18 protein-coding genes and 1 pseudogene are annotated in these 19,063 nt (G+C 30.6%); 15 read left to right on the forward strand and 4 right to left on the reverse strand.

What is annotated here, in order from left to right; genetic code table 11:
• The first annotated feature begins 42 nt into the window (after positions 1–42).
• The 8 genes and pseudogenes from FD06_RS07780 (at position 43) to FD06_RS05640 (ending at position 7,638) form a co-directional block, all read left to right on the forward strand.
• A complete protein-coding gene (locus FD06_RS07780) occupies positions 43–165 on the forward strand; it encodes a hypothetical protein (protein ID WP_269147740.1) in 123 nt (40 codons plus the stop codon).
• A 127-nt stretch (positions 166–292) separates the two neighbouring features.
• A complete protein-coding gene (locus FD06_RS05610) occupies positions 293–1,786 on the forward strand; it encodes a glycoside hydrolase family 73 protein (RefSeq protein WP_162256016.1) in 1,494 nt (497 codons plus the stop codon).
• A gap of 78 nt (positions 1,787–1,864) precedes the next feature.
• Positions 1,865–2,902: pseudogene (locus tag FD06_RS05615) on the forward strand (ABC transporter ATP-binding protein); the annotation flags it as partial.
• A gap of 153 nt (positions 2,903–3,055) precedes the next feature.
• Entirely contained in the window at positions 3,056–3,364 is a 309-nt protein-coding gene (locus tag FD06_RS05620) for a hypothetical protein (RefSeq protein ID WP_054657707.1), read from the forward strand.
• A gap of 105 nt (positions 3,365–3,469) precedes the next feature.
• Positions 3,470–4,801 carry a peptidoglycan recognition protein family protein gene (locus tag FD06_RS05625; protein WP_056966650.1) on the forward strand — a complete coding sequence of 444 codons (1,332 nt, stop codon included), beginning with the start codon at positions 3,470–3,472 and terminating at the stop codon, positions 4,799–4,801.
• Between the two features lie 246 nt (positions 4,802–5,047).
• Positions 5,048–6,079, forward strand: coding sequence for a branched-chain amino acid aminotransferase (locus FD06_RS05630; RefSeq protein WP_056966652.1), 1,032 nt, complete (start codon positions 5,048–5,050; stop codon positions 6,077–6,079).
• A gap of 133 nt (positions 6,080–6,212) precedes the next feature.
• Positions 6,213–7,370, forward strand: coding sequence for a cation:proton antiporter (locus FD06_RS05635; protein WP_056966654.1), 1,158 nt, complete (start codon positions 6,213–6,215; stop codon positions 7,368–7,370).
• Entirely contained in the window at positions 7,363–7,638 is a 276-nt protein-coding gene (locus FD06_RS05640; RefSeq protein ID WP_056966656.1) for a hypothetical protein, read from the forward strand. Before FD06_RS05635 ends, FD06_RS05640 begins: the two co-directional genes overlap by 8 nt.
• 40 nt (positions 7,639–7,678) lie before the next feature.
• Here FD06_RS05640 and FD06_RS05645 read toward each other — a convergent pair whose 3' ends face one another.
• Complete coding sequence (locus FD06_RS05645; protein ID WP_056966658.1) at positions 7,679–9,718, reverse strand: KUP/HAK/KT family potassium transporter; 2,040 nt, start codon at positions 9,716–9,718, stop codon at positions 7,679–7,681.
• A 199-nt stretch (positions 9,719–9,917) separates the two neighbouring features.
• On the opposite strand from FD06_RS05645, the gene FD06_RS05650 reads away from it, so the two are divergent.
• Both FD06_RS05650 and FD06_RS05655 read left to right on the forward strand, forming a co-directional pair.
• Positions 9,918–10,979, forward strand: a complete 1,062-nt coding sequence (locus FD06_RS05650; RefSeq protein ID WP_269147741.1) for an SLC13 family permease — start codon at positions 9,918–9,920, stop codon at positions 10,977–10,979.
• A 56-nt stretch (positions 10,980–11,035) separates the two neighbouring features.
• Positions 11,036–11,821: a glucose-1-dehydrogenase gene (locus FD06_RS05655; protein WP_054657698.1), complete on the forward strand. Its 786-nt coding sequence runs from the start codon at positions 11,036–11,038 to the stop codon at positions 11,819–11,821.
• Between the two features lie 48 nt (positions 11,822–11,869).
• Here FD06_RS05655 and FD06_RS05660 read toward each other — a convergent pair whose 3' ends face one another.
• On the reverse strand, positions 11,870–12,907 hold the full coding sequence (locus tag FD06_RS05660) for a YeiH family protein (RefSeq protein WP_056966662.1): 1,038 nt from the start codon (positions 12,905–12,907) through the stop codon (positions 11,870–11,872).
• Between the two features lie 89 nt (positions 12,908–12,996).
• On the opposite strand from FD06_RS05660, the gene FD06_RS05665 reads away from it, so the two are divergent.
• On the forward strand, positions 12,997–13,860 hold the full coding sequence (locus tag FD06_RS05665; RefSeq protein WP_056966664.1) for a LysR family transcriptional regulator: 864 nt from the start codon (positions 12,997–12,999) through the stop codon (positions 13,858–13,860).
• Here FD06_RS05665 and FD06_RS05670 read toward each other — a convergent pair.
• Complete coding sequence (locus FD06_RS05670) at positions 13,838–14,389, reverse strand: YiiX/YebB-like N1pC/P60 family cysteine hydrolase (RefSeq protein ID WP_056966667.1); 552 nt, start codon at positions 14,387–14,389, stop codon at positions 13,838–13,840. The two genes, FD06_RS05665 and FD06_RS05670, sit on opposite strands and share 23 nt — an antisense overlap.
• A gap of 41 nt (positions 14,390–14,430) precedes the next feature.
• On the opposite strand from FD06_RS05670, the gene FD06_RS05675 reads away from it, so the two are divergent.
• The gene (locus FD06_RS05675) at positions 14,431–15,315 is read left to right on the forward strand and encodes a magnesium transporter CorA family protein (protein WP_056966668.1); all 885 of its coding nucleotides are present in this window, start codon (positions 14,431–14,433) and stop codon (positions 15,313–15,315) included.
• A 48-nt stretch (positions 15,316–15,363) separates the two neighbouring features.
• Here the strand turns inward: FD06_RS05675 and gap are convergent, their stop codons facing one another.
• Positions 15,364–16,377: a type I glyceraldehyde-3-phosphate dehydrogenase gene (gene gap / locus FD06_RS05680; protein ID WP_054657688.1), complete on the reverse strand. Its 1,014-nt coding sequence runs from the start codon at positions 16,375–16,377 to the stop codon at positions 15,364–15,366.
• Between the two features lie 107 nt (positions 16,378–16,484).
• Between gap and FD06_RS05685 the strand changes: the two genes are divergently transcribed.
• The 3 genes from FD06_RS05685 to FD06_RS05695 all read left to right on the forward strand — a co-directional run bounded on the left by FD06_RS05685 (position 16,485) and on the right by FD06_RS05695 (position 19,050).
• Positions 16,485–16,985: a phosphatidylglycerophosphatase A family protein gene (locus FD06_RS05685; RefSeq protein ID WP_056966670.1), complete on the forward strand. Its 501-nt coding sequence runs from the start codon at positions 16,485–16,487 to the stop codon at positions 16,983–16,985.
• A 387-nt stretch (positions 16,986–17,372) separates the two neighbouring features.
• Positions 17,373–18,242 (forward strand): GRP family sugar transporter, encoded by an 870-nt coding sequence (locus tag FD06_RS05690; protein ID WP_054657684.1) that lies wholly within the window; start codon positions 17,373–17,375, stop codon positions 18,240–18,242.
• A gap of 175 nt (positions 18,243–18,417) precedes the next feature.
• Positions 18,418–19,050 carry an IS3 family transposase gene (locus tag FD06_RS05695; RefSeq protein ID WP_054657682.1) on the forward strand — a complete coding sequence of 211 codons (633 nt, stop codon included), beginning with the start codon at positions 18,418–18,420 and terminating at the stop codon, positions 19,048–19,050.
• The last annotated feature ends 13 nt before the right edge of the window (positions 19,051–19,063 follow it).

Consider the following 19,063-nt stretch of genomic DNA (forward strand, 5'->3'; position numbering starts at 1 on the left):
AAAAGTCCTCTTAGAGGGCTTTTTAATTTGGAGGGAATATTTGTGAAATTTACTAAAAAACATAAGAATAATCAAGAAAGCAAAAAACGTAAGGATGCAACTTGGGAAAAATTTAAAAATCAACAAAATAATTTAAGTGCTAATCGCCGTGGCGTAAAAAGATAATTTTATATTATTGAATATTTTAAATAAAATTTAATAATATTATGGTATGCTTAACTCTGAAATTATACTTAAAATGGGAGCGTTAATTAATTAAATCATGTATAAAAATTTTATGAAGTTAACTTTTTTGTCGCTAGCCTTAGTGCTATTTGGTGCTAGCACCGTTACTTTGGCCGATGATAATCAAAACGTATCAAACAGTAGTAATAATAATTTTACTAATGCTCAACCTTATCAGGCTAATTTTTTTAATAGTATAAAAGATAGTGCTGTAAGTATCGCTAACCAAAATGACTTATTTCCATCAATTATGATGGCTCAGGCTGCTTTAGAGAGTGGCTATGGTACTAGTTCATTAGCCACCAATGCAAATAATTACTTTGGTATTAAGGGGAATTATCAAGGCCAAAGTACTAGTATGAATACAAGTGAGTATGGTTCTAGTGGAGCGTATAATACCAATGCTAATTTTAGAAAGTATCCTAGCCCAGCTGAGAGTCTTCAAGACTATGCTAACTTTTTAAATACTGCTAGGTACAGTAATGTTCATCGTTCAGTGGCTGGAACTTATCAGATTGCGGCACAAAACTTAGTTCAAGATGGATATGCTACGGATCCTAATTATTCATTTAAATTAATTAAAATTATCAACGATAATGCACTTTTTACTTTCGATAATAATCAAAATGCATCTTCTGGCAACAACCAGTCTAATAATCAGCAAAATAATTCAACAAATTCCAACAAGCCAAGTGATAATAGTTCTAATAATAGTGGTAACAAACCAAACAATAACAACAAGCAGAATAATAAGCCTAAGCAAACACAAAATTTATTAGCGACGGCTACTTATTTTAGTGGAAGTCATCAGATATCGGTAACCTTATCGAATAATTTTAATAAATATAATCTTTATAATCATGTAAAAGATACTCGTAAAAAAGTTGTTAAATACAAGTGGCTACCTAATTTAAAATCTGGTGATATTGTTAATGTGGACTTGATGGCTGTGCAAAATCATAATGGTAAAAATTCGATATGGTATCGTTTAGATTTACATGAAGGCAAATCGACCAAAAAATATTGGGTCTATAATAAAGCTATTGTATTTCCTAAAATAGACTATAAAAAAGTAAACAAAAATTTTGTTTTAGATCAATTTAATCCGCGTGATACCTATAATCACGTTTATAGTTACAATAAAATGGCTATGAAAATTGCTTCATCAGTTAATTTTCAAGTGAAAAAAGTTTTTTCTGATATGGAAGCTGCTTTTTATATTAACGGTATGAAATCAACTTGGTATCGTATTAGTGTAAAAGGATATGGAAAAGTTTGGATTGATTCTAATGGTCTGATTAGTACCGAAAAAAACGCCAAATACTACCAAGAAAATGGTACTAAGACGTTAGCAAGTAACTATAAACAATTTAAACTATATAATCATATTCCAGGTACCAACAAAAATGAGCTTAAACAAAATTGGAATGGAATTAACTTAACTGATAAAGTGGTTAGTTATGACTTAAAGGGTGTAAGAGTTAAATATGCAACTGTTTGGTATCGCATTCATTTGAATAATAAAAGTTACTGGATATCAGCACAAGCTTTTGCTCAATAGATTTTATTTATTAATTTGATATAATAAGTCATTAGTTTTATAATTATTAAATTGAAATAATTTATAGGAAGTATTGAAATGTCTAAAGATTACAAAATAAAAGTTGAAAACGTAACCAAAGAATACGATTTATTCAAAACACAAACTGATAAGCTAAAATCATTTTTTTCTTTAAAGACTAATGTTCCTCACTTCTGGTCTTTAATGGGAGTTTCATTTGAGGTAAAGCCAGGTGAGACTTTAGGTTTAATTGGAGTTAATGGTTCAGGTAAGTCTACTATTTCTAATATAATCTCTGGAATTATTCCACAAACTACAGGAACGGTTGATGTTAAAGGTGATACATCCATTGTTGCAATCAATGCCGGTTTGCGTAAAAACTTAACTGGAAGAGAAAACATTAGATTAAAATCTTTAATGCAAGGTTTAACTAATGAAGAAATCGATGATATGATGCAAGACATTATTGCTTTTGCTGATATTGGAGATTTTGTTGATCAACCAGTTAAAAGCTATTCTAGTGGTATGAAATCACGATTAGGTTTTTCAATTGCCGTGCACATTAAGCCAGACATTCTCATCATTGATGAAGCATTGTCTGTTGGTGATGATACTTTTTATCAAAAATGTGTTGATAAGATATCTGATTTTAAAAAAGAGGGCAAGACCATTGTTTTCGTCAGTCATTCACTTCGTCAAATTGAATTCTTGTGTGACCGAGTAGCTTGGATTAATTATGGTAAACTAAAATCAATTGGTCCAACTAAGGAAGTTTTGACTAAGTATCGTGAATTTATTGCTTGGTTTAAGTCATTGTCGAAAAAAGATAAAAAAGCTTTCGAAAAGAAGCAAAAAGATATTCAAAAAGAATTTGACATTAATAAGTATCAACAAGAATTGATTGATGAAGAAAAGCAAAATGTTAAAGATGTGCATGTCGCGGAAAATAATGTTAAAAAACGTTTATTTGGCTCAGTTATTAGTGAAAAGATGTCTTTATCTACTAAGCTAGTTACCTGGGTTGTAGCATTTTTAGCCATCTTCTTCTGTTTATTAAACGTTTCAGGACATACCTTAAAACATGTTGTAGAACATCCTAAATCAATTATTCATCCAACTAAAAAATTGAAATTACCTAAGAAGCTGGAAAAACAAGCTAAAATTAAGAAAGCTCATCATAAAGATGCTAAAAAACATGAAGTTAATACAAACAAAAAATAAATCCGTTAATTCTGACGGATTTTTTTACTGTAAGGAGGATTGATTCACTTGAAAAACGATGAGAAATTAGATTTGATTGAAGAAATAACGCTCAATGATGGAACTAAGTACATGGAAATAAGTAATATGGTTCAGAATGGTAGAGCTGAATTAGCTGCTGAAAGAGGCTTAATTAAGCAAGTAAGAATTTTACAGCTTAACATTCCGCACTCTGTGCATGTTGACAATTATGAAAAATATATTAATGAAAATTTTGATATGCCAGATGAAAACTTAACTAAATTTGAAGTTTGGAAAAAGACTCCAGAAATTCAAAATGAAGTTAAAATGATTTTGGATGAAAATCATATCGGCTAGTTTTTTGTAAAAAAGTGTAATCTTTCGTAAATACGTTTGTAATTATTAAATGTTACTATTTATGTAGAAATTAATTAGACTAGTTATTAAAATAAGAGGGTTATCATGATTAAAAATTTGAGTAAAAAATATGTACTTGTCTTAATTGCTGCTGTTTCTTTTTTTACATTAAGTATATTTAATGTAAAGTCTGTCAATTCTGCTTCTTTAAATGGTTACATTTATAAGCACAACATTAAGCCTGCTAAGATAACTGAAGATATTTGGAGTAAATTTCCTAAATATAAGTATTCAGGCGGAAAACCTAAGGGAGTTGTTATTCATGAAACAGCCAACCCGCACTCAAGTATATATAGTGAGATAGCTTATATGAAAAAATATTGGAGAAATGCTTTTGTACATTCCTTCGTTGACGATAAGCGAATAATTAATATAGCCAATACTAATTATTTATCTTGGGGAGTAGGATATCCTGGAAATGCTCGGTTTATTCAATTTGAGCAAATTGAAGTTCATAGTAAAAAGGCGTTTGCTAAGGAAGTAAATAATTCCGCTTATTACACTGCCTATTTATTGCATAAGTATAATTTGCCAGCTGTTAGCGCCGAAAATACTGGTAAAGGAACTGTCTGGTCACACAAATCAGTTGCTAAACATCTAGGTGGATCTAATCATACTGATCCAATTGGTTATTATAAAAGTAATGGTAAAAAGTTTTTTGGCAAGGCTTATACTATGTCTGAATTCTTTAGTTTAGTAAAACATTATTACAATAAGCATTCTAATAAAACAACTACTAATAATTCAAATGGCAACAATAGTAGTTCTAATAGCTCTAATTCTGATGTAAATCAGGGTAATAGTAATCCAGTGGAAGATAAAGCTATTTCTTCTAATAGCAGCAATGTTGTTAATGGAGTTACTTATAACGATGGCTCAGGTAAGGATGTCGCTAAATTAAGTTATAACTATTCTAAATATGGAATTTATAATCATGTCAAAAATGCTGGATACAAAACTACTAGTTATAAATGGAAAAAGCTAGGTGTTAAGGCTGAACAATTAGTTTACGTTAATAATCGAGCTGTTCACAATAAGAACCATAGTGTTTGGTATCGAATAAAATTTGCTAATAATAGTAATGCTAAGACTTATTGGGTTCCTGAAAAGGCTTTAACTTTTAATTCGGTTCAATATAGTAACAGTAGTGAATCAATGACTTTTAATGGTATAGAAAGTAAATTATATGATAACATTCCAAATTCTAGTCATCTATCAAATGAAAAAATGAGTAACTATAGTTTATTGGGCCATGCAGTTAATACGGTTCAAAAAGCAACAGTAAAAGATATCAATGGAAATCAAAGTACTTGGTATAAAGTTTCTATTGATGGACATAATTACTGGGCCAACGCTAATTCATTTTCAAATAACTAATTTAATAAACAAAAAAGGAACATGCTGGTTAAATGCATGCTCCTTTTTTTATGTGTCCGAACTCTTTTCCAAAAAATAATAGCAATAAACTAATAAATTAAGACCATTCGGTAGAATTGAGTAATTCCTAATGTATGTACATCTTATTATAACTGATATTAAAAAAAATCACAATTATGTTTTGACTATTTATAAGTTGTTTGTTAGAATTTGATTAAAATAATATTAAGAAAAGATGATGTTTATATGAGTAAAGCTGATGCAAAAAATATAGATTGGAAAAATTTAAGTTTCGCTTACATGGATTTACCTTATCGATTTAAGGCCCTTTATAAAGATGGCGAATGGCAAGATGGCGAAATGACTGAAGATAGCACTATAAATATGAATGAAGCGGCGACTGTTTTACACTATGGTCAAGCTGATTTTGAAGGTATGAAAGCTTACCGCACTAAAGATGGGAGTATTCAGTTATTTAGACCAGACCAAAATGCTCATCGAATGCATAACAGTTGTGAAAGATTATTAATGCCACCATATCCAGAAGATAAATTTGTTGAAGCAGTTAAGAAAGTAGTTAAAGCTAACGCTGATTTTGTTCCACCATATGGAACAGGTGGAAGCTTATATATTCGTCCATTAATGATTGGATTAGGACCAACTATTGGCGTACATCCTTCAGATGAATATTTATTTACAGTTTTTGCGATGCCAGTTGGCAATTACTTCAAAGGGGGTCTAACTCCTACAAACTTTGTAACTTCTGAATATGACCGAGCTGCACATATGGGTACTGGTCAAAGTAAAGTTGGTGGAAACTATGCTGCTAGTTTATTACCGGGTGATAATGCACACAAAAACGGATTTTCAGATGTTTTATATTTAGATCCATTAACTCATAAGAAAATTGAAGAAGTTGGTTCAGCAAACTTCTTTGGAATTACTAAAGATAATCGTTTCATTACACCTGATTCACCATCAATATTACCAAGTATTACTAAGTATTCATTACTATGGTTGGCTGAACATCGATTAAATTTAAAGGCAGAGCAATCTGATGTTTACATTGATGATTTAGATAAATTTAAAGAAGCAGGTGCTTGTGGTACTGCGGCAGTTATTTCGCCAATCGGTGGAATTCAACATGGTGATGACTTCCACGTATTTTATAGTGAAACTGAAGTTGGTCCATTGACTAAAAAGCTTTATGATTTATTAACAGGAATCCAATTTGGTGATGTAGAAGCTCCAGAAGGTTGGATTCAAAAAGTTGAATAGTATGATATAATATTAAGTATATATATAAATTTGGTTGAAAGTTACTACTTTTCAAGAATCTGTTCTCGTTTTGGGTTGGCGGGAACGGTGGATTAGTAGTAGCTTTTTTTGTTTTGTATTTAAGGAGGATTACATGCACTATTTATCAATACTAACTTTTATATTGTTTTTAAGTCTGATTTCTAATTATTTATGTAGAAAAATTCAGATGCCGGTAGTTATCGGTCAAATGTTTATTGGAATTATCTTTGGCCCAGCTTTTTTTAATATAATTAGGCAATCTGAATTTATTAGTACATTTTCTGAAATTGGAGTTATCTTGTTAATGTTTATAGCAGGGCTAGAAAGTAATTTATCGTTACTTAAAAAGTACTTTAAGCCTAGTATGCTAGTGGCTATTTTTGGAGTTGTTTTTCCATTGATTGGGATGTATTTAGCTAGTTATTATCATGGATTAACTATTAAAGATAGTATGTTTGTCAGTGTGATTTTTGCAGCTACATCAGTTTCCATTTCAGTAGAAGTTTTAAAAGAAATGGGTAAGTTGAATAGTAAGGAAGGGATTACTATTTTAGGTGCAGCAGTGGCTGATGATGTTATTGCTATTCTATTGCTTAGTTTTGCCAGTTTCTTTTTAGGTACACAGAGTAGTGGAAGTAGTAATATTTTAATGGTAATTTTTCTACAAATTTTATTTTTTGCTTTAGTTTTAATTTTTATAAAATTTGGTGCTAAATTATTATTATCATTTGCATATTATTTTAGAATTAATTTAACGGTATTATCACTGGTAATTTGTTTCTTTGCTGCTTATTTAGCTGAGTTATGTGATTTAAGTTCAATTACGGGCGCTTTCTTTGCTGGAATTGCTATTTCACAAACTGTTTTTAAGAAGAAAATTCGTCGTAATACTGAAACGATTGGATATTCACTATTTATTCCAGTATTTTTTGTTAGTATTGGTTTGAGCTTACAGTTTAGTGGAATGCTTAGCCAACTATTGCTATTAACGACAATAACTATTTTATCCATTTTTACTAAACTATTTGGAGCTGGATTAGGTGCAAAGTTAAGTGGTTTTTCATTAGACAGTTCAGCAATAGTTGGTTCTGGAATGGTTTCGAGAGGTGAGGTAGCTTTAATCATCGCACAAATTGGCTTAAGTAGAAATTTAATATCAGAAAACTATTATTCAGTTATTATTGCAGCAATTGTAATTACTACATTTTTATCACCGTTTATATTGAGACAAAGTATTGTTTGGAAAAAGAGGTTAAGTCATCATGAATAATCGGATGTTTTTTAAAGAAATATTCTTAAATATTATATTAGTGGTTTTTCCGGCTATTTTCATCATTAGTTCAATAGGAAATTTACCACACAGTCGTCCGTTGTATCTGGTCGGAATATTGTTACTAGGGATGATTAGTTTAATGATGTCACCAATCTATTTTTATTATTGGTATAGTCATAGACAAAAACAAAGTTTATTATATCGAAAAATATTAGCAATTGTTTACTTAATGGTTTTGATATTTTGTTTAATGAACATTGTATAAAAAAATGGAACTGACATTTAAGTCAGTTCCATTTTCTATTTTAACGTCGTTTCTTTCTTGAGTGAATTGAATGGAATATCTTTCTTTGGACTAGATATTGATCATGTTGCATTGTAATGAACAATGGTGATGATTCTTCTAGTACACTACTAAATTCAAGACCATACCAAGAAATTGGCGAAGCTGTGATGTTTTGTAGAAAAATTCTACCACTGATAAGTTGTCTATCAAAAGCACTAATTTCAGTGTTTAATGCTAAATCAGAAGGGCGTTCGTTAATGATAACAAACTTAAAGTCACCAACATTTCCACGATGTTTCATAGATGTGTAATGTTGTTTTTGCGGATCAACCACGCCTTGTTCAATTAAATAGTTAACAATTTGGTGTAAATAAATACTTACACTTTGTTGTTTTCTAAATCCTAAATATAGCTGAACATCTACAATGTTTTTAGTTTCTAATAAGTCTGCTGTGTAGTTACTTTCATAAGGGTTATTAGTTTCATTAACCGTAACGAACCAGTAGACTTTTGCACGTTTTGGTTCCTTATCTAAAATAGAGTACATTGTACTACGTTTTATTTCATAATTATTCTTAACCTTAGTCATGTAAACCAAGTTAGAAGTATATAATGGAATGGAATCGTCAGCACTCAATTCAGATAATTGGTCACGATAATCTAAAAGAGAAACATATTCACTTTCTTTTTCATAATGATCACGACGCTTATTACCAAAATACCAAATTATCATAACGTATAAGATGCCAAACATAATAAATAATGTTACGTAGCCACCGTGTACGAATTTTACTAAACTAGCAATTAAAAAGACAACTTCAATTGCAGCAAAGAATAGTGCAATAACAAATGCTAACCAACGTTTAATTTTAGTAGACATATATTCAAACAATAGCACAGTTGTCATTAACATCGTTACGGTAATAGCTAAACCGTAAGCAGCTTCCATGTGTTGGGAACTTCGGAATAGCCAAACTACCATAAAAGTAACTATACATAAAAACCAGTTAACAGTTGAAATGTAGATTTGGCTTCTAACATTACTAGGATGATGAACAATCATTCTAGGTAAGAATTTCAAACCGATTGCTTCATCTACCAAAGTAAATGAACCAGTAATTAAAGCTTGTGAAGCAATGATAGCGGCTAAGGCTGCTAGGGCAATTGCAAAAATACGCCAATGGCCTGGCAACATATCATAGAAAGGATTTGTATTATGTAATCCAGCGTATTGTGGATTATGTGCATTTTTAATAATCCAGGCACCTTGACCTAAATAATTTAGAATTAATGCACTGTATACAAATGGCCAAGTTCCGTAGATGTTTTTCTTACCAACATGTCCCATATCAGAATATAAAGCTTCAGCACCGGTAGTGGCTAAGAAAATACTTCCTAGAATGAAAATTCCAACTTTATTAGCGGGACTAAACAATATTTCGATTGCATAATATGGTGAAAATGCTTTTAGAACAGCAGGATATTGTAATAAATTAATAATTCCTACAATTGCTAAAAAACTAAACCAAACTAGCATTACAGGACCAAATGAATTTCCAATGATACCAGTTCCAAATCTTTGGATTAAAAATAATACCAAAAGGACACAAGATGTAATAATCAAAACATTCGTTTGAGAATTACTAAAATGAATAAACCCAATTGATTGACCCTTTAAACCTTCAATTGCTGAAGTTACAGTCACTGCTGGAGTCAAAGTTCCATCTGCTAGTAGAGCTGCTCCACCAATCAAAGCAGGCCAAACTAACCATTTGGCATTCTTTCTAACTAAAGCATATAAAGCAAAGATGCCACCTTCATGATTGTTGTCGGCTTTCATCGTGATTAAAACATACTTAACAGTTGTAATAATCATTAACGTCCAAAAAATTAACGAAATTGATCCAATTATGTAATCGGGCGTTACGTTAGACATACTTCCAACATCACCAATAATGGCATTCATAACGTAAAGTGGTGATGTTCCAATATCACCGTATACTATTCCTAAAGCAATTAACATTCCTGCTAAAGAAATTTTTTCAAATTTAGCCTTCATACTAAATCCTCCAAATACATGTTTATAAAATTACTCAAAGGTCAATCTTAAACTTTTCTTAAAAAAATTCAACCCTTAATCAGTTTATTTAAGCATTAATAATAAAATATTATAAATTCACTTTGTAAAAATGTACATATTATAGGTTATATAATATTGGGGAGGTGTAAAAATTAAGATTTTAAAAGATCCAATTTTAATAGTAGTACTCGTAATATTTTTAATCAGTACTGCTTTAGTTGGCAAGCCAAGTTTAAATGATGTTAATTGGAATACTATTTTTTCTTTGATGATGTTAATGGCTTTTGTGGCTTTAATTAGCGAGATGCATATTTTAGATTATTTCAGTAATCTTATTACTATGAAATCTAATAATTCACGAATAATCATTATTATGTTAGTCTTGTTCGACTATTTTGCATCTATGTTTTTTACAAATGATGTTTTAATTTTAGCTTTAATTCCATTGTTTATAAAAATTGCTAACCAGTATCATTTGAAAAAGGCTTATCCGCTAACATTGCTAACCATTGCAGCAAATCTAGGAAGTTCGGTTACTCCGATTGGTAATCCGCAAAATATATTTTTAGTTTCTAATTATTATGTTAATGTAGTTGAATTTTTTAAATATAGTTATATTTTTGGAATTATAGGGTTTGCTTTTATCTTATGTTTAAGTTTTTTTGCTGAAAGTAAAACAATATTTAATAGCGATAAGCATAGTGACATTTATCTTAAACCTGTAAATGTTTTTATAGCAGTTGCACTTATGGTAATAGTCTTACTAGGAATATTTAGCATAATTAATGTGGTGATTACATTAATAATTACCATATTAATTGGATGTATTTTTAATTATAAAATAATTTATCGTATTGATTATGGGCTTTTATTATCCTTCATTGGCTTTTTCCTAATTGTGGGAATTTTTAGTCGGTCGGTGATTATTAACAGCTTTATTTCTGGTTTAGCAACTAATCAAAGAAGCGTGTTTATACTTAGTGCTTTAACTAGTCAAATTATTAGTAATGTTCCGGCTTCAGTATTGATTGCTAAATTTAGCACATATATGCCTGCTATTTACTATGGAGTTAGTGTGGGTGGATTAGGGACTATGGTTGCTTCTTTAGCTAATCTTTTAGCTTTAAAGCAAGTAACTATTTATAGTAAAAAAGATGCTAAAAAGTTTATAGTTTTATTTTCTTTTTTAAACTTTTTGTTATTATTTTTGTTTATAATAATTTTTTATTCTATAATTTAAATTACTAGACTTATATATTAGGTCTAAGAGCTAATTTTATTAGGAGGTACAATTTTATGTATTCAGACTTAAATGGTAAAGTCGCAGTTGTAACTGGTGCTTCTAAGGGTATCGGTCAAGCAATTGCAATTCGATTAGCTAAAGAACATATGAAGTTAGTTTTTAACTATAATTCCGATGCTAAAGGTGCACAAAAAGCAGTTGAACTAATTAAAGATAATGGTGGGGATGCAGTTGCCGTGCAAGCTGACATTTCCTCTGAAAGCGATGTTAAAGATTTAGTTGAAGCTGCGGTTTCTAACTTTGGTGAACTAGACTTATGGATTAATAATGCTGGTATGGAAAATAAAGTACATACACATGAAATGGCATTAGAAGATTGGCAAAAAGTTATTGCTGTTAACCTAACTGGTGCTTTTCTAGGTACTAAAGCAGCTCTAAATTACTTCTTAGATAACAGTCGTCATGGAAATATTATTAACATGTCATCAGTACATGATACAATTCCTTGGCCAACATTTTCACACTATGCAGCTTCTAAGGGTGGCGTGAAAATGTTTAGTGAAACCGTTGCCTTAGAATATGCTAAAAAGAATATTCGAGTAAACTGTATTGCGCCAGGAGCTATTAACACGCCGATTAATGCTGAAAAGTTTGCTGATCCTGAACAATATGAGCAAACTACTAAGTTAGTTCCAATGGATCGAATTGGTAAACCTTCAGAAGTTGCCGCAGTTGCTGCTTGGTTGGCTTCAAATGAATCATCTTATGTAACTGGAGATACTATCTATGTTGATGGTGGAATGACTCTATACCCAGAATTTGAAGAGGGTAAGGGTTAAAATTAATAAAAAAGATGAGCCTATAATAATTAGGTTCATCTTTTTTTGTTAAAAGAATAATTTACTTACAATAATCACAAATGTTAGTAAAATAATGGAACTTATAAATGCAGCTAAAATTGGTTTTTTACCACGATTTAGAATAACTCTAAAGTTTACACTAATTCCCAATGCAGCCATGGCCATACCTAAGAAAATATAGGCAGCTTTAACTAATAAGTTAAGTAAACTAGCACTCATAGGAACGAATGAACCGATGATACTAGCTAAAATAAATCCACCCATAAACCAAGGAATAGGGAGCTTGCCACGAGTGTTGCTATTGTTAGTTTGACTACTTTTTTGGTACCAAATACCAATAATAAGAGCGGCCGGGGCTAACATCAACACACGCGAAAGCTTAGTGATAATTGCAATGTTTAAACCAATTGCACCTGCAGTACTACCAGTAGCTACAGCATGGGCGATTTCATGAAGTGAACCACCAGCAACCACTCCAAATTGGGTTGCATCCATATGTAGTAATGGTTTTAACATTATTTCGATAAGTGTAAAAATAGTTCCCATGATAGCTACGATAGCAACAGCTAAAACTTGGTCCTCTTCTTTTTGGGCCTGCTTTTCAGGAGAAACTTTAATTTGAGGCGAAATTCCCATAACTGCAGCTGCTCCACAAATACCGGTCCCACTAGCAGTTAAAATAGCTAATTCTTTATCGACCCCGAATTTACGGTTTAATAAATAGGTTCCAGTAATGGTTCCAGTGACAACTACAATGGCAAGTAAAATGGTTTTAATTCCAGATGACATTAGGGCGTTTAGATTTAACTTGAAGCCTAATAAAATAATTCCTAAACGTAAAAACTTATTGGATATAAAGCCAACTTCTTTTTTGATGGATTTGGTCATTTTGGGTTGTACTTGCAGTAACATTCCAAAAATTAGTGATAACACTAATGAACCAATGATATTTAAATAGGGTAAATTAGCTAAATAAGTACCAATCATGGTACAAATTAATGTAATAATAATTGCTAACCAAAATTTACTAGTTGATAAAATTTTCAAATTGAAACATCCTTTCATTGAATATATATTTTATTATATGAAGGTAATGTTATAAAATAAAATTATTATTATTAATTTAGCTATAAAATTTACTTATGGAGAATGAAATGATTGATCAACGATATATTACCTTTTTAATTCTGACTAAAACTAAATCTTACACTAAAACAGCTAAAAAACTGTTTATCACACAACCAGCAGTGACACAGCAAGTTAAAAGTCTGGAAAAAGAACTACAGCTGAAGTTGGTTGAATATCATCAACCACATTTGAAAATTACTGAACGAGGTGAAAAGTTAGCTAGCTTTGTCAATAATATTACCAATCAGCAAGCAGAGTTTATTAACTATTTAAAAAATCCGGATTTACAAAAGGAAATTGTTTTCGGTGCTACGAAATCAGTAGCAATATTTATGGTTCCAAAAGTGATTGAAGACTTTTCCAATAACTTTGACAAAATAAATTGTGTAGTTACTAATACTGAAAAAATTTTGAATATGATTGATAATGGGAAGTTAGATTTTGCTATTTTGGAAGGTAATTTTAATAAAAATAATTACAGCTATCATTCGATGCAAAAGGAACGTTTTATTTGTGTAGCTAATGCCAACAACCGATTAACTCAGTTACATGAAGTAAACATTAGTCAGTTATTAAATCAAACCCTGATACTAAGAGAAAAAGGTTCCGGAACTAGGTGTATTCTTTATAACTGGCTTAAATCACTCAACTTAAGTTTCAATGACTTTAACAAATTAATTAGTTTTAATGAACCTACGGGAATTATTGAACTAGTTAAAAACGATGTTGGTATTTCTTTTATGTATGAATCATTAGCTAGCAAAGAGTTAGCTAATGGGAATCTACGGGAAATTAATTTAACTGGCTTGGATATTTTTAGAACTATGAACTTAGTTTATTCGCGTAACAACTATTTTTCTAAATATTTTAATCAACTTTTTCAATCATGAAATTGGCTTTAATCAAATTTAATGAACCTTGTTTAATCATATCATTTGGATTTAAACCGGGTTTATTGAGTGGAATTTTCTTACCAATTTTTCGATAATATTTTTTCCAATAATTATCAATAGTGTGATTTGGGCCAAATTGCATAGGTATTAAATGAAAAAAGCGGTGTTCAAAGGATTCATATATGAAATCGGCACAATAAAATCCAGGCTCATCCGGACTGAAAGAATGGTTATAGGGCAATCCTAAATAACTTTCTGCCTCTTTGTATAATTTTTGAGTATTAAAAGTAGTTTTCAATCGATATAAATCAATGTTACTATTAATATCTTTGGTAAAGTTTATAAAACTAGTTTTACGAACGCCATATTTTGGACACGCTTCGTAAACATAAGGAATTTTACCGTTATAAATAATTATGGCAACATGGTCGTACTGTATTGCTTTATTATGACTAGTACTGTTTACAATGGCCTTAGATAGTTGATTACTATCTTTTCGAAAAAATAATAAATCACCATTTTTCAAAACAAACACTCCATTTTAATTTTTAGAAGGGAAAGAAATATATGTTAAAGATACATAGCTTAAAAGATGCTATTTGGGTTGAACTCTATAAAACAGATGCTACAGAAATTACAAACGTTATTCAAAAATATAAGCTGCCTAGAAATATTAAAGGATATATGTTGGATAAGCATGAGCATTCTCGCTTTGAGTATGATGATTTTAAAGACTACTCCATTTTAATTATGCGAGCTTTACGTAGTAAGAAAATTGACAAGGTAAAAACTTCACCAGCAGTAGTAGTTATTAAAGACAATCTAATTGTAACTAAAAATAACAAGAGTTTTAATAAAATTTCTGACGAAGGTGAATGTACTAAATTTGATTTGATTTTTGACTTCTTAGTTGAAATTAGTAATCCTTATTTTGCTAAAATTGATAATATCAATGCTCAAGCTGAAAAGCTACAATCTAAAAATAGAAGTGTAAATAATAAAAAACTACAAGAAGTTTCAAATTTAAAAAATGATTTAGTATATTTAAAATCAGCTACGGCTGCTAATTTATTAGCAATTCATCAATTGGAAAATACGGGTTCTAATCCTTCGACTCCAATTAGCTTTACTTCGCAGGAAAAACAAAAGATTGAGGATGTTACAGTTGAATATAACGAGTGTCAATACATGTTCGATGTTTTGAATGATATAGTAGGTCAAATTGAAGAAACTTATGGCAATATCATTAACAGTAATCTAAATCAAACAATGAAAGTTTTAACGATTTGGTCTTTAGTGTTAGCAATTCCACCAATCATATCCGGTTTTTATGGTATGAACGTTGGCTTACCATTTGCTAATAGTTGGTTCTCTTGGATATTTACAATTATAATTACAATCGTGATAATTGTTGTAATGCTAATGTATTTGCGAAAACATCATGATTTATAAATTAAAAAAGTCTACGATTGTGAAATCGTAGACTTTTTATTATTAATCTTATAGTTTAGCAAAGTGTAATAAGGTGCGAACCATGTTGCATGTAAAGCCCCATTCATTATCGTACCATGTCCATACTTTAACTAATTGATCATCGCCAAAAGTTGTAACGTCAGTTTGAGTAGCATCAAATACTGAACCGTGAGTATCACCAATGATGTCTGATGAAACAATAGGTTCGTCGTTCCAACCAAAAGCAGGGTTGTTTTCAGTATGCTTTTTCATAGCGTCATTAATTTCATCTGCAGTTACGTTTTTCTTTTCGACAATTGCAGTTAGTTCTGTCAATGAACCATCAACAACGCCCACACGTTGAGCAACTCCATTTAATTTTCCATTTAATTCAGGAATTACTAATCCCAATGCTTTAGCAGCACCAGTTGAGTGTGGAATTGTGTTAGTTGAAGCCGTACGGTTATTTCTAAATTTCTTACCTCTAGGGCCATCTAAGATAGCTTGAGTAGAAGTAAAGGCATGAATTGTAGTCATAGTACCAACTTTTATTCCAAAATCCTTGTTCAAGAAATATGCAGAAGGTGCAATACTTCCAGTAGTACATGAACCAGCAGATACAATTTTATCACTAGCATCTAATGTATCTAAGTTTACACCAGGTACTACTGTTTTAATGTCGCCAGCGGGAGCGGAGATTAAAACTCTTTTTGCACCAGCATCCAAATGGGCTTGTGATTTTTCTTTAGATGTGTAAAATCCTGTACATTCTAATACAAAATCAACACCATCGTTTTTAACCCATGGGATGTTTGCGGCATCTTTTTCAGCGTAAACTGGAATTTCTTTTCCATCAACAATGATAGCATTATCGTTAGAAGTTACTTCACCAGGAAATTTTCCGTGAGTAGAATCATATTTTAGTAAATATGCAAGCATAGAAGGAGTTGTTAGGTCGTTAATAGCAGCTACCTCAATATCACTTGATTTTAGTTCATGGATACGTTTAAAAGCTAGACGTCCAATGCGTCCAAAACCATTAATACCAATTTTTACAGTCATAATTTTCCTCCTAAATTTGTTGTTTATTTATAACTACGCTAAAATGATATCAGCTTATTTAAATAAAATCATTTAAAATGCTTACAAATTTTAAGGAGAATCGTCTTATGTCTTATCCTAAAGAAGAATTAAAAAAGTATGTTTTAAACTATTTTAAAAATAAAGGAATTACAGTTGAAGACATCGCAAAAGAATTTTGTAGTTTTGAAGGCAAATATTCAAAAGATTTAAAAGTTTCAGATGGGGTTAAAATTATAAATAACAAGGTATTATCTGACAAAGATATTCTTCAAACGATAGCTGTAGGAATTCAGTTAGATAAGTTAGCTGAAAAAAACATGTTAGATGAACCGTTACTTTCAATTATTAAAAAAGATTTGCCACAGTTTGGAACTGATGAATTGTTTGGAATTTACATTGCTAGTCACTTTACAACTGCTGGAATTGCTAATTACGGTTATTTAGATCAAACTAAAAATGGAATTGCTAAAAAATTGGATGTTTCACAAGACCATGGCAAACATAGTACAGTAAACACATTTTTGGACGATATAATTTCTAGCATTATTGCTTCAGCTTCTGGTTACTTCATTCATAAAAAAGATTAACTATTTCCAAACATATTCAGTTTGTTCGTTGTATGCAGGACCTTGTTTTACCTTTACGTAGCTGTTATTTAGGCTGGCTAACGAGAATGCTATGGTAATTCCTGAAATGACGGTTATAGTTACTATTTTTTTAATTTTATACATTTTTATCACTTCCAAGTTATATTTATAACTTTTATTATGATATTTTTTTCTTAAAAATAGCTTAAATTTTTTATATTTAAAAAAACAATGTAAGCGCTTTACTTTTTTTACAGTAAGGCCTATAATTATAAATACACACTTTATTGAAATTATTCTTATGTAATTTTTTAATATATGTTATATTCTATATATTCATGTTACATAAATATTTAAAATATTATTTTTTAGAAAAGGAAGTTTTTTATGAATATCTTAATTGGAATATTGCCGGCTTTTCTCTGGGGAATTGGTCCCATTTTAGCTACTAAGCTAGGTGGTCGTCCTATTAACCAATTAGTTGGTACAGGCTATGGTCAACTAATTATTGGAGTTGTTATTTACTTATTTACTAGACCTACTATTACTTTTAACGATTTTATTTGGGCCTTTATTGGTGGTTTTGCATGGTCAATTGCTCAGCTTATGCAATTTACAGCATTTACTAAGATGAATGTTTCAACTGCAATGCCAATTTCTACCGGTTTACAGTTAATTGAAATTCCGTTAGCCGGAGTTATTTTCTGGGGAGATTGGGGAACACCAACCGCAAAATTATTTGGTTTCCTAAGTATTGCATTATTGATTTTAGGAACTTGTTTCACTAGTTTCAGAGATGGTAGTGTTGATCGTCCTAAGATGGACTACAAATCAGGATTATTCCTATTGATTGTGGGTTCATTTGGTTACACAGCTTGTTCTGTATTTCCTAAAATTCCTGATGCATCTGGTTTAGTTGGATTATTACCACAAACAATCGGTATGGGACTAGGTGGAGTTGTGCTAGGACTATTTATGCAATCTAAAGATCATGAATCATATTTATTCACACGTGCAACGATGCGTGGTTTAATTATTGGATTGCTTGGTGGTTTAGGTACACTAGCTTATCTAACATCATTAAATCTTAACGGTGTTGCTACTTCGTTCCCACTTACTCAAATGAATGTGGTTGTTTCTACTTTAGGTGGATTATTGATTTTACACGAACGTAAGAATAAGCGTGAATTATTGTTTACAATACTTGGTTTAGCGATGATAATTATTGCAGCAGTAGTAATTAGTCGTCTAAGTTAATTTAATAAAACTTATAAAAGCTATCAATTATGATAGCTTTTTTTAGTCTAAATATTTGTTTAATCCTTTGTATTTCTGTATAATGTTCAACTGTTATTTTGCATTAATTTGATTATTTATTATAATTAAAATAAGTTAATTTAATAAAAAACAATTGCACCAGGAGATGAAAGATATGCCTAAAATTTACCCTAAAAAGTTCAAAGATAAAATTTTAGACTTAGCTATTAATAAAAATGAATCTGTAAACGATATAGCTGAAAAATATGACATTTCGGTCAACACTGTTAAAAGATGGGTTAATGAATCTAGAAAAGCAGTTATTGATGGGAAAACGTATTCATTAAAAAGGTATAATGAATTAGAAAAACATATTAAAGACATTGAAACAGAAAACGAAATATTAAAATTTGTTTTACAAAAAGGTGTTCAATGGAGTAACGATGTTGATAAGCTACTAAAATTAGTGCAAAAGTCAGTGGACAATGGTTATCACAGAACAACAGTTTTGAAACTCTTAAATGTTCCCACTAGCACTTATTATGATTGGTTAAAATATGAACCAACTGATACTCGTAAGCAAGATGAAAAACTAAAACCACTTATCAAGAAAATATGGGAAAATAATAATAGAGAATATGGCGTTCCAAGAATTCAAAGTTCACTTCGAGAAAAAAACATTTATGTGGGGAACCGTAGACTAAAGCGTTTAATGAATGAATTGAACATACATGCAATGACTCCAACGCATAAAGTATATCGAAAACCAGCGGTAGTTGATGATAAAACTTCTGTTGAAGATATGTAATTTTTTCTTATAT

This window comes from Apilactobacillus ozensis DSM 23829 = JCM 17196, assembly GCF_001435995.1.
Taxonomy (GTDB): domain Bacteria; phylum Bacillota; class Bacilli; order Lactobacillales; family Lactobacillaceae; genus Apilactobacillus; species Apilactobacillus ozensis.

Bases quoted from the DNA above. Each gene is read 5' to 3' on its own strand.
- FD06_RS05690 (WP_054657684.1), top strand. From the start codon at position 17,373: ATGAATATCTTAATTGGAATATTGCCGGCTTTTCTCTGGGGAATTGGT.
- FD06_RS05625 (WP_056966650.1), top strand. From the start codon at position 3,470: ATGATTAAAAATTTGAGTAAAAAATATGTACTTGTCTTAATTGCTGCT.
- FD06_RS05660 (WP_056966662.1), bottom strand. From the start codon at position 12,907: ATGAAAGGATGTTTCAATTTGAAAATTTTATCAACTAGTAAATTTTGG.
- FD06_RS05630 (WP_056966652.1), top strand. From the start codon at position 5,048: ATGAGTAAAGCTGATGCAAAAAATATAGATTGGAAAAATTTAAGTTTC.
- FD06_RS05695 (WP_054657682.1), top strand. From the start codon at position 18,418: ATGCCTAAAATTTACCCTAAAAAGTTCAAAGATAAAATTTTAGACTTA.
- FD06_RS05665 (WP_056966664.1), top strand. From the start codon at position 12,997: ATGATTGATCAACGATATATTACCTTTTTAATTCTGACTAAAACTAAA.
- FD06_RS05645 (WP_056966658.1), bottom strand. From the start codon at position 9,718: ATGAAGGCTAAATTTGAAAAAATTTCTTTAGCAGGAATGTTAATTGCT.
- gap (WP_054657688.1), bottom strand. From the start codon at position 16,377: ATGACTGTAAAAATTGGTATTAATGGTTTTGGACGCATTGGACGTCTA.
- FD06_RS05635 (WP_056966654.1), top strand. From the start codon at position 6,213: ATGCACTATTTATCAATACTAACTTTTATATTGTTTTTAAGTCTGATT.
- FD06_RS05655 (WP_054657698.1), top strand. From the start codon at position 11,036: ATGTATTCAGACTTAAATGGTAAAGTCGCAGTTGTAACTGGTGCTTCT.
- FD06_RS05685 (WP_056966670.1), top strand. From the start codon at position 16,485: ATGTCTTATCCTAAAGAAGAATTAAAAAAGTATGTTTTAAACTATTTT.
- FD06_RS05675 (WP_056966668.1), top strand. From the start codon at position 14,431: ATGTTAAAGATACATAGCTTAAAAGATGCTATTTGGGTTGAACTCTAT.
- FD06_RS05640 (WP_056966656.1), top strand. From the start codon at position 7,363: ATGAATAATCGGATGTTTTTTAAAGAAATATTCTTAAATATTATATTA.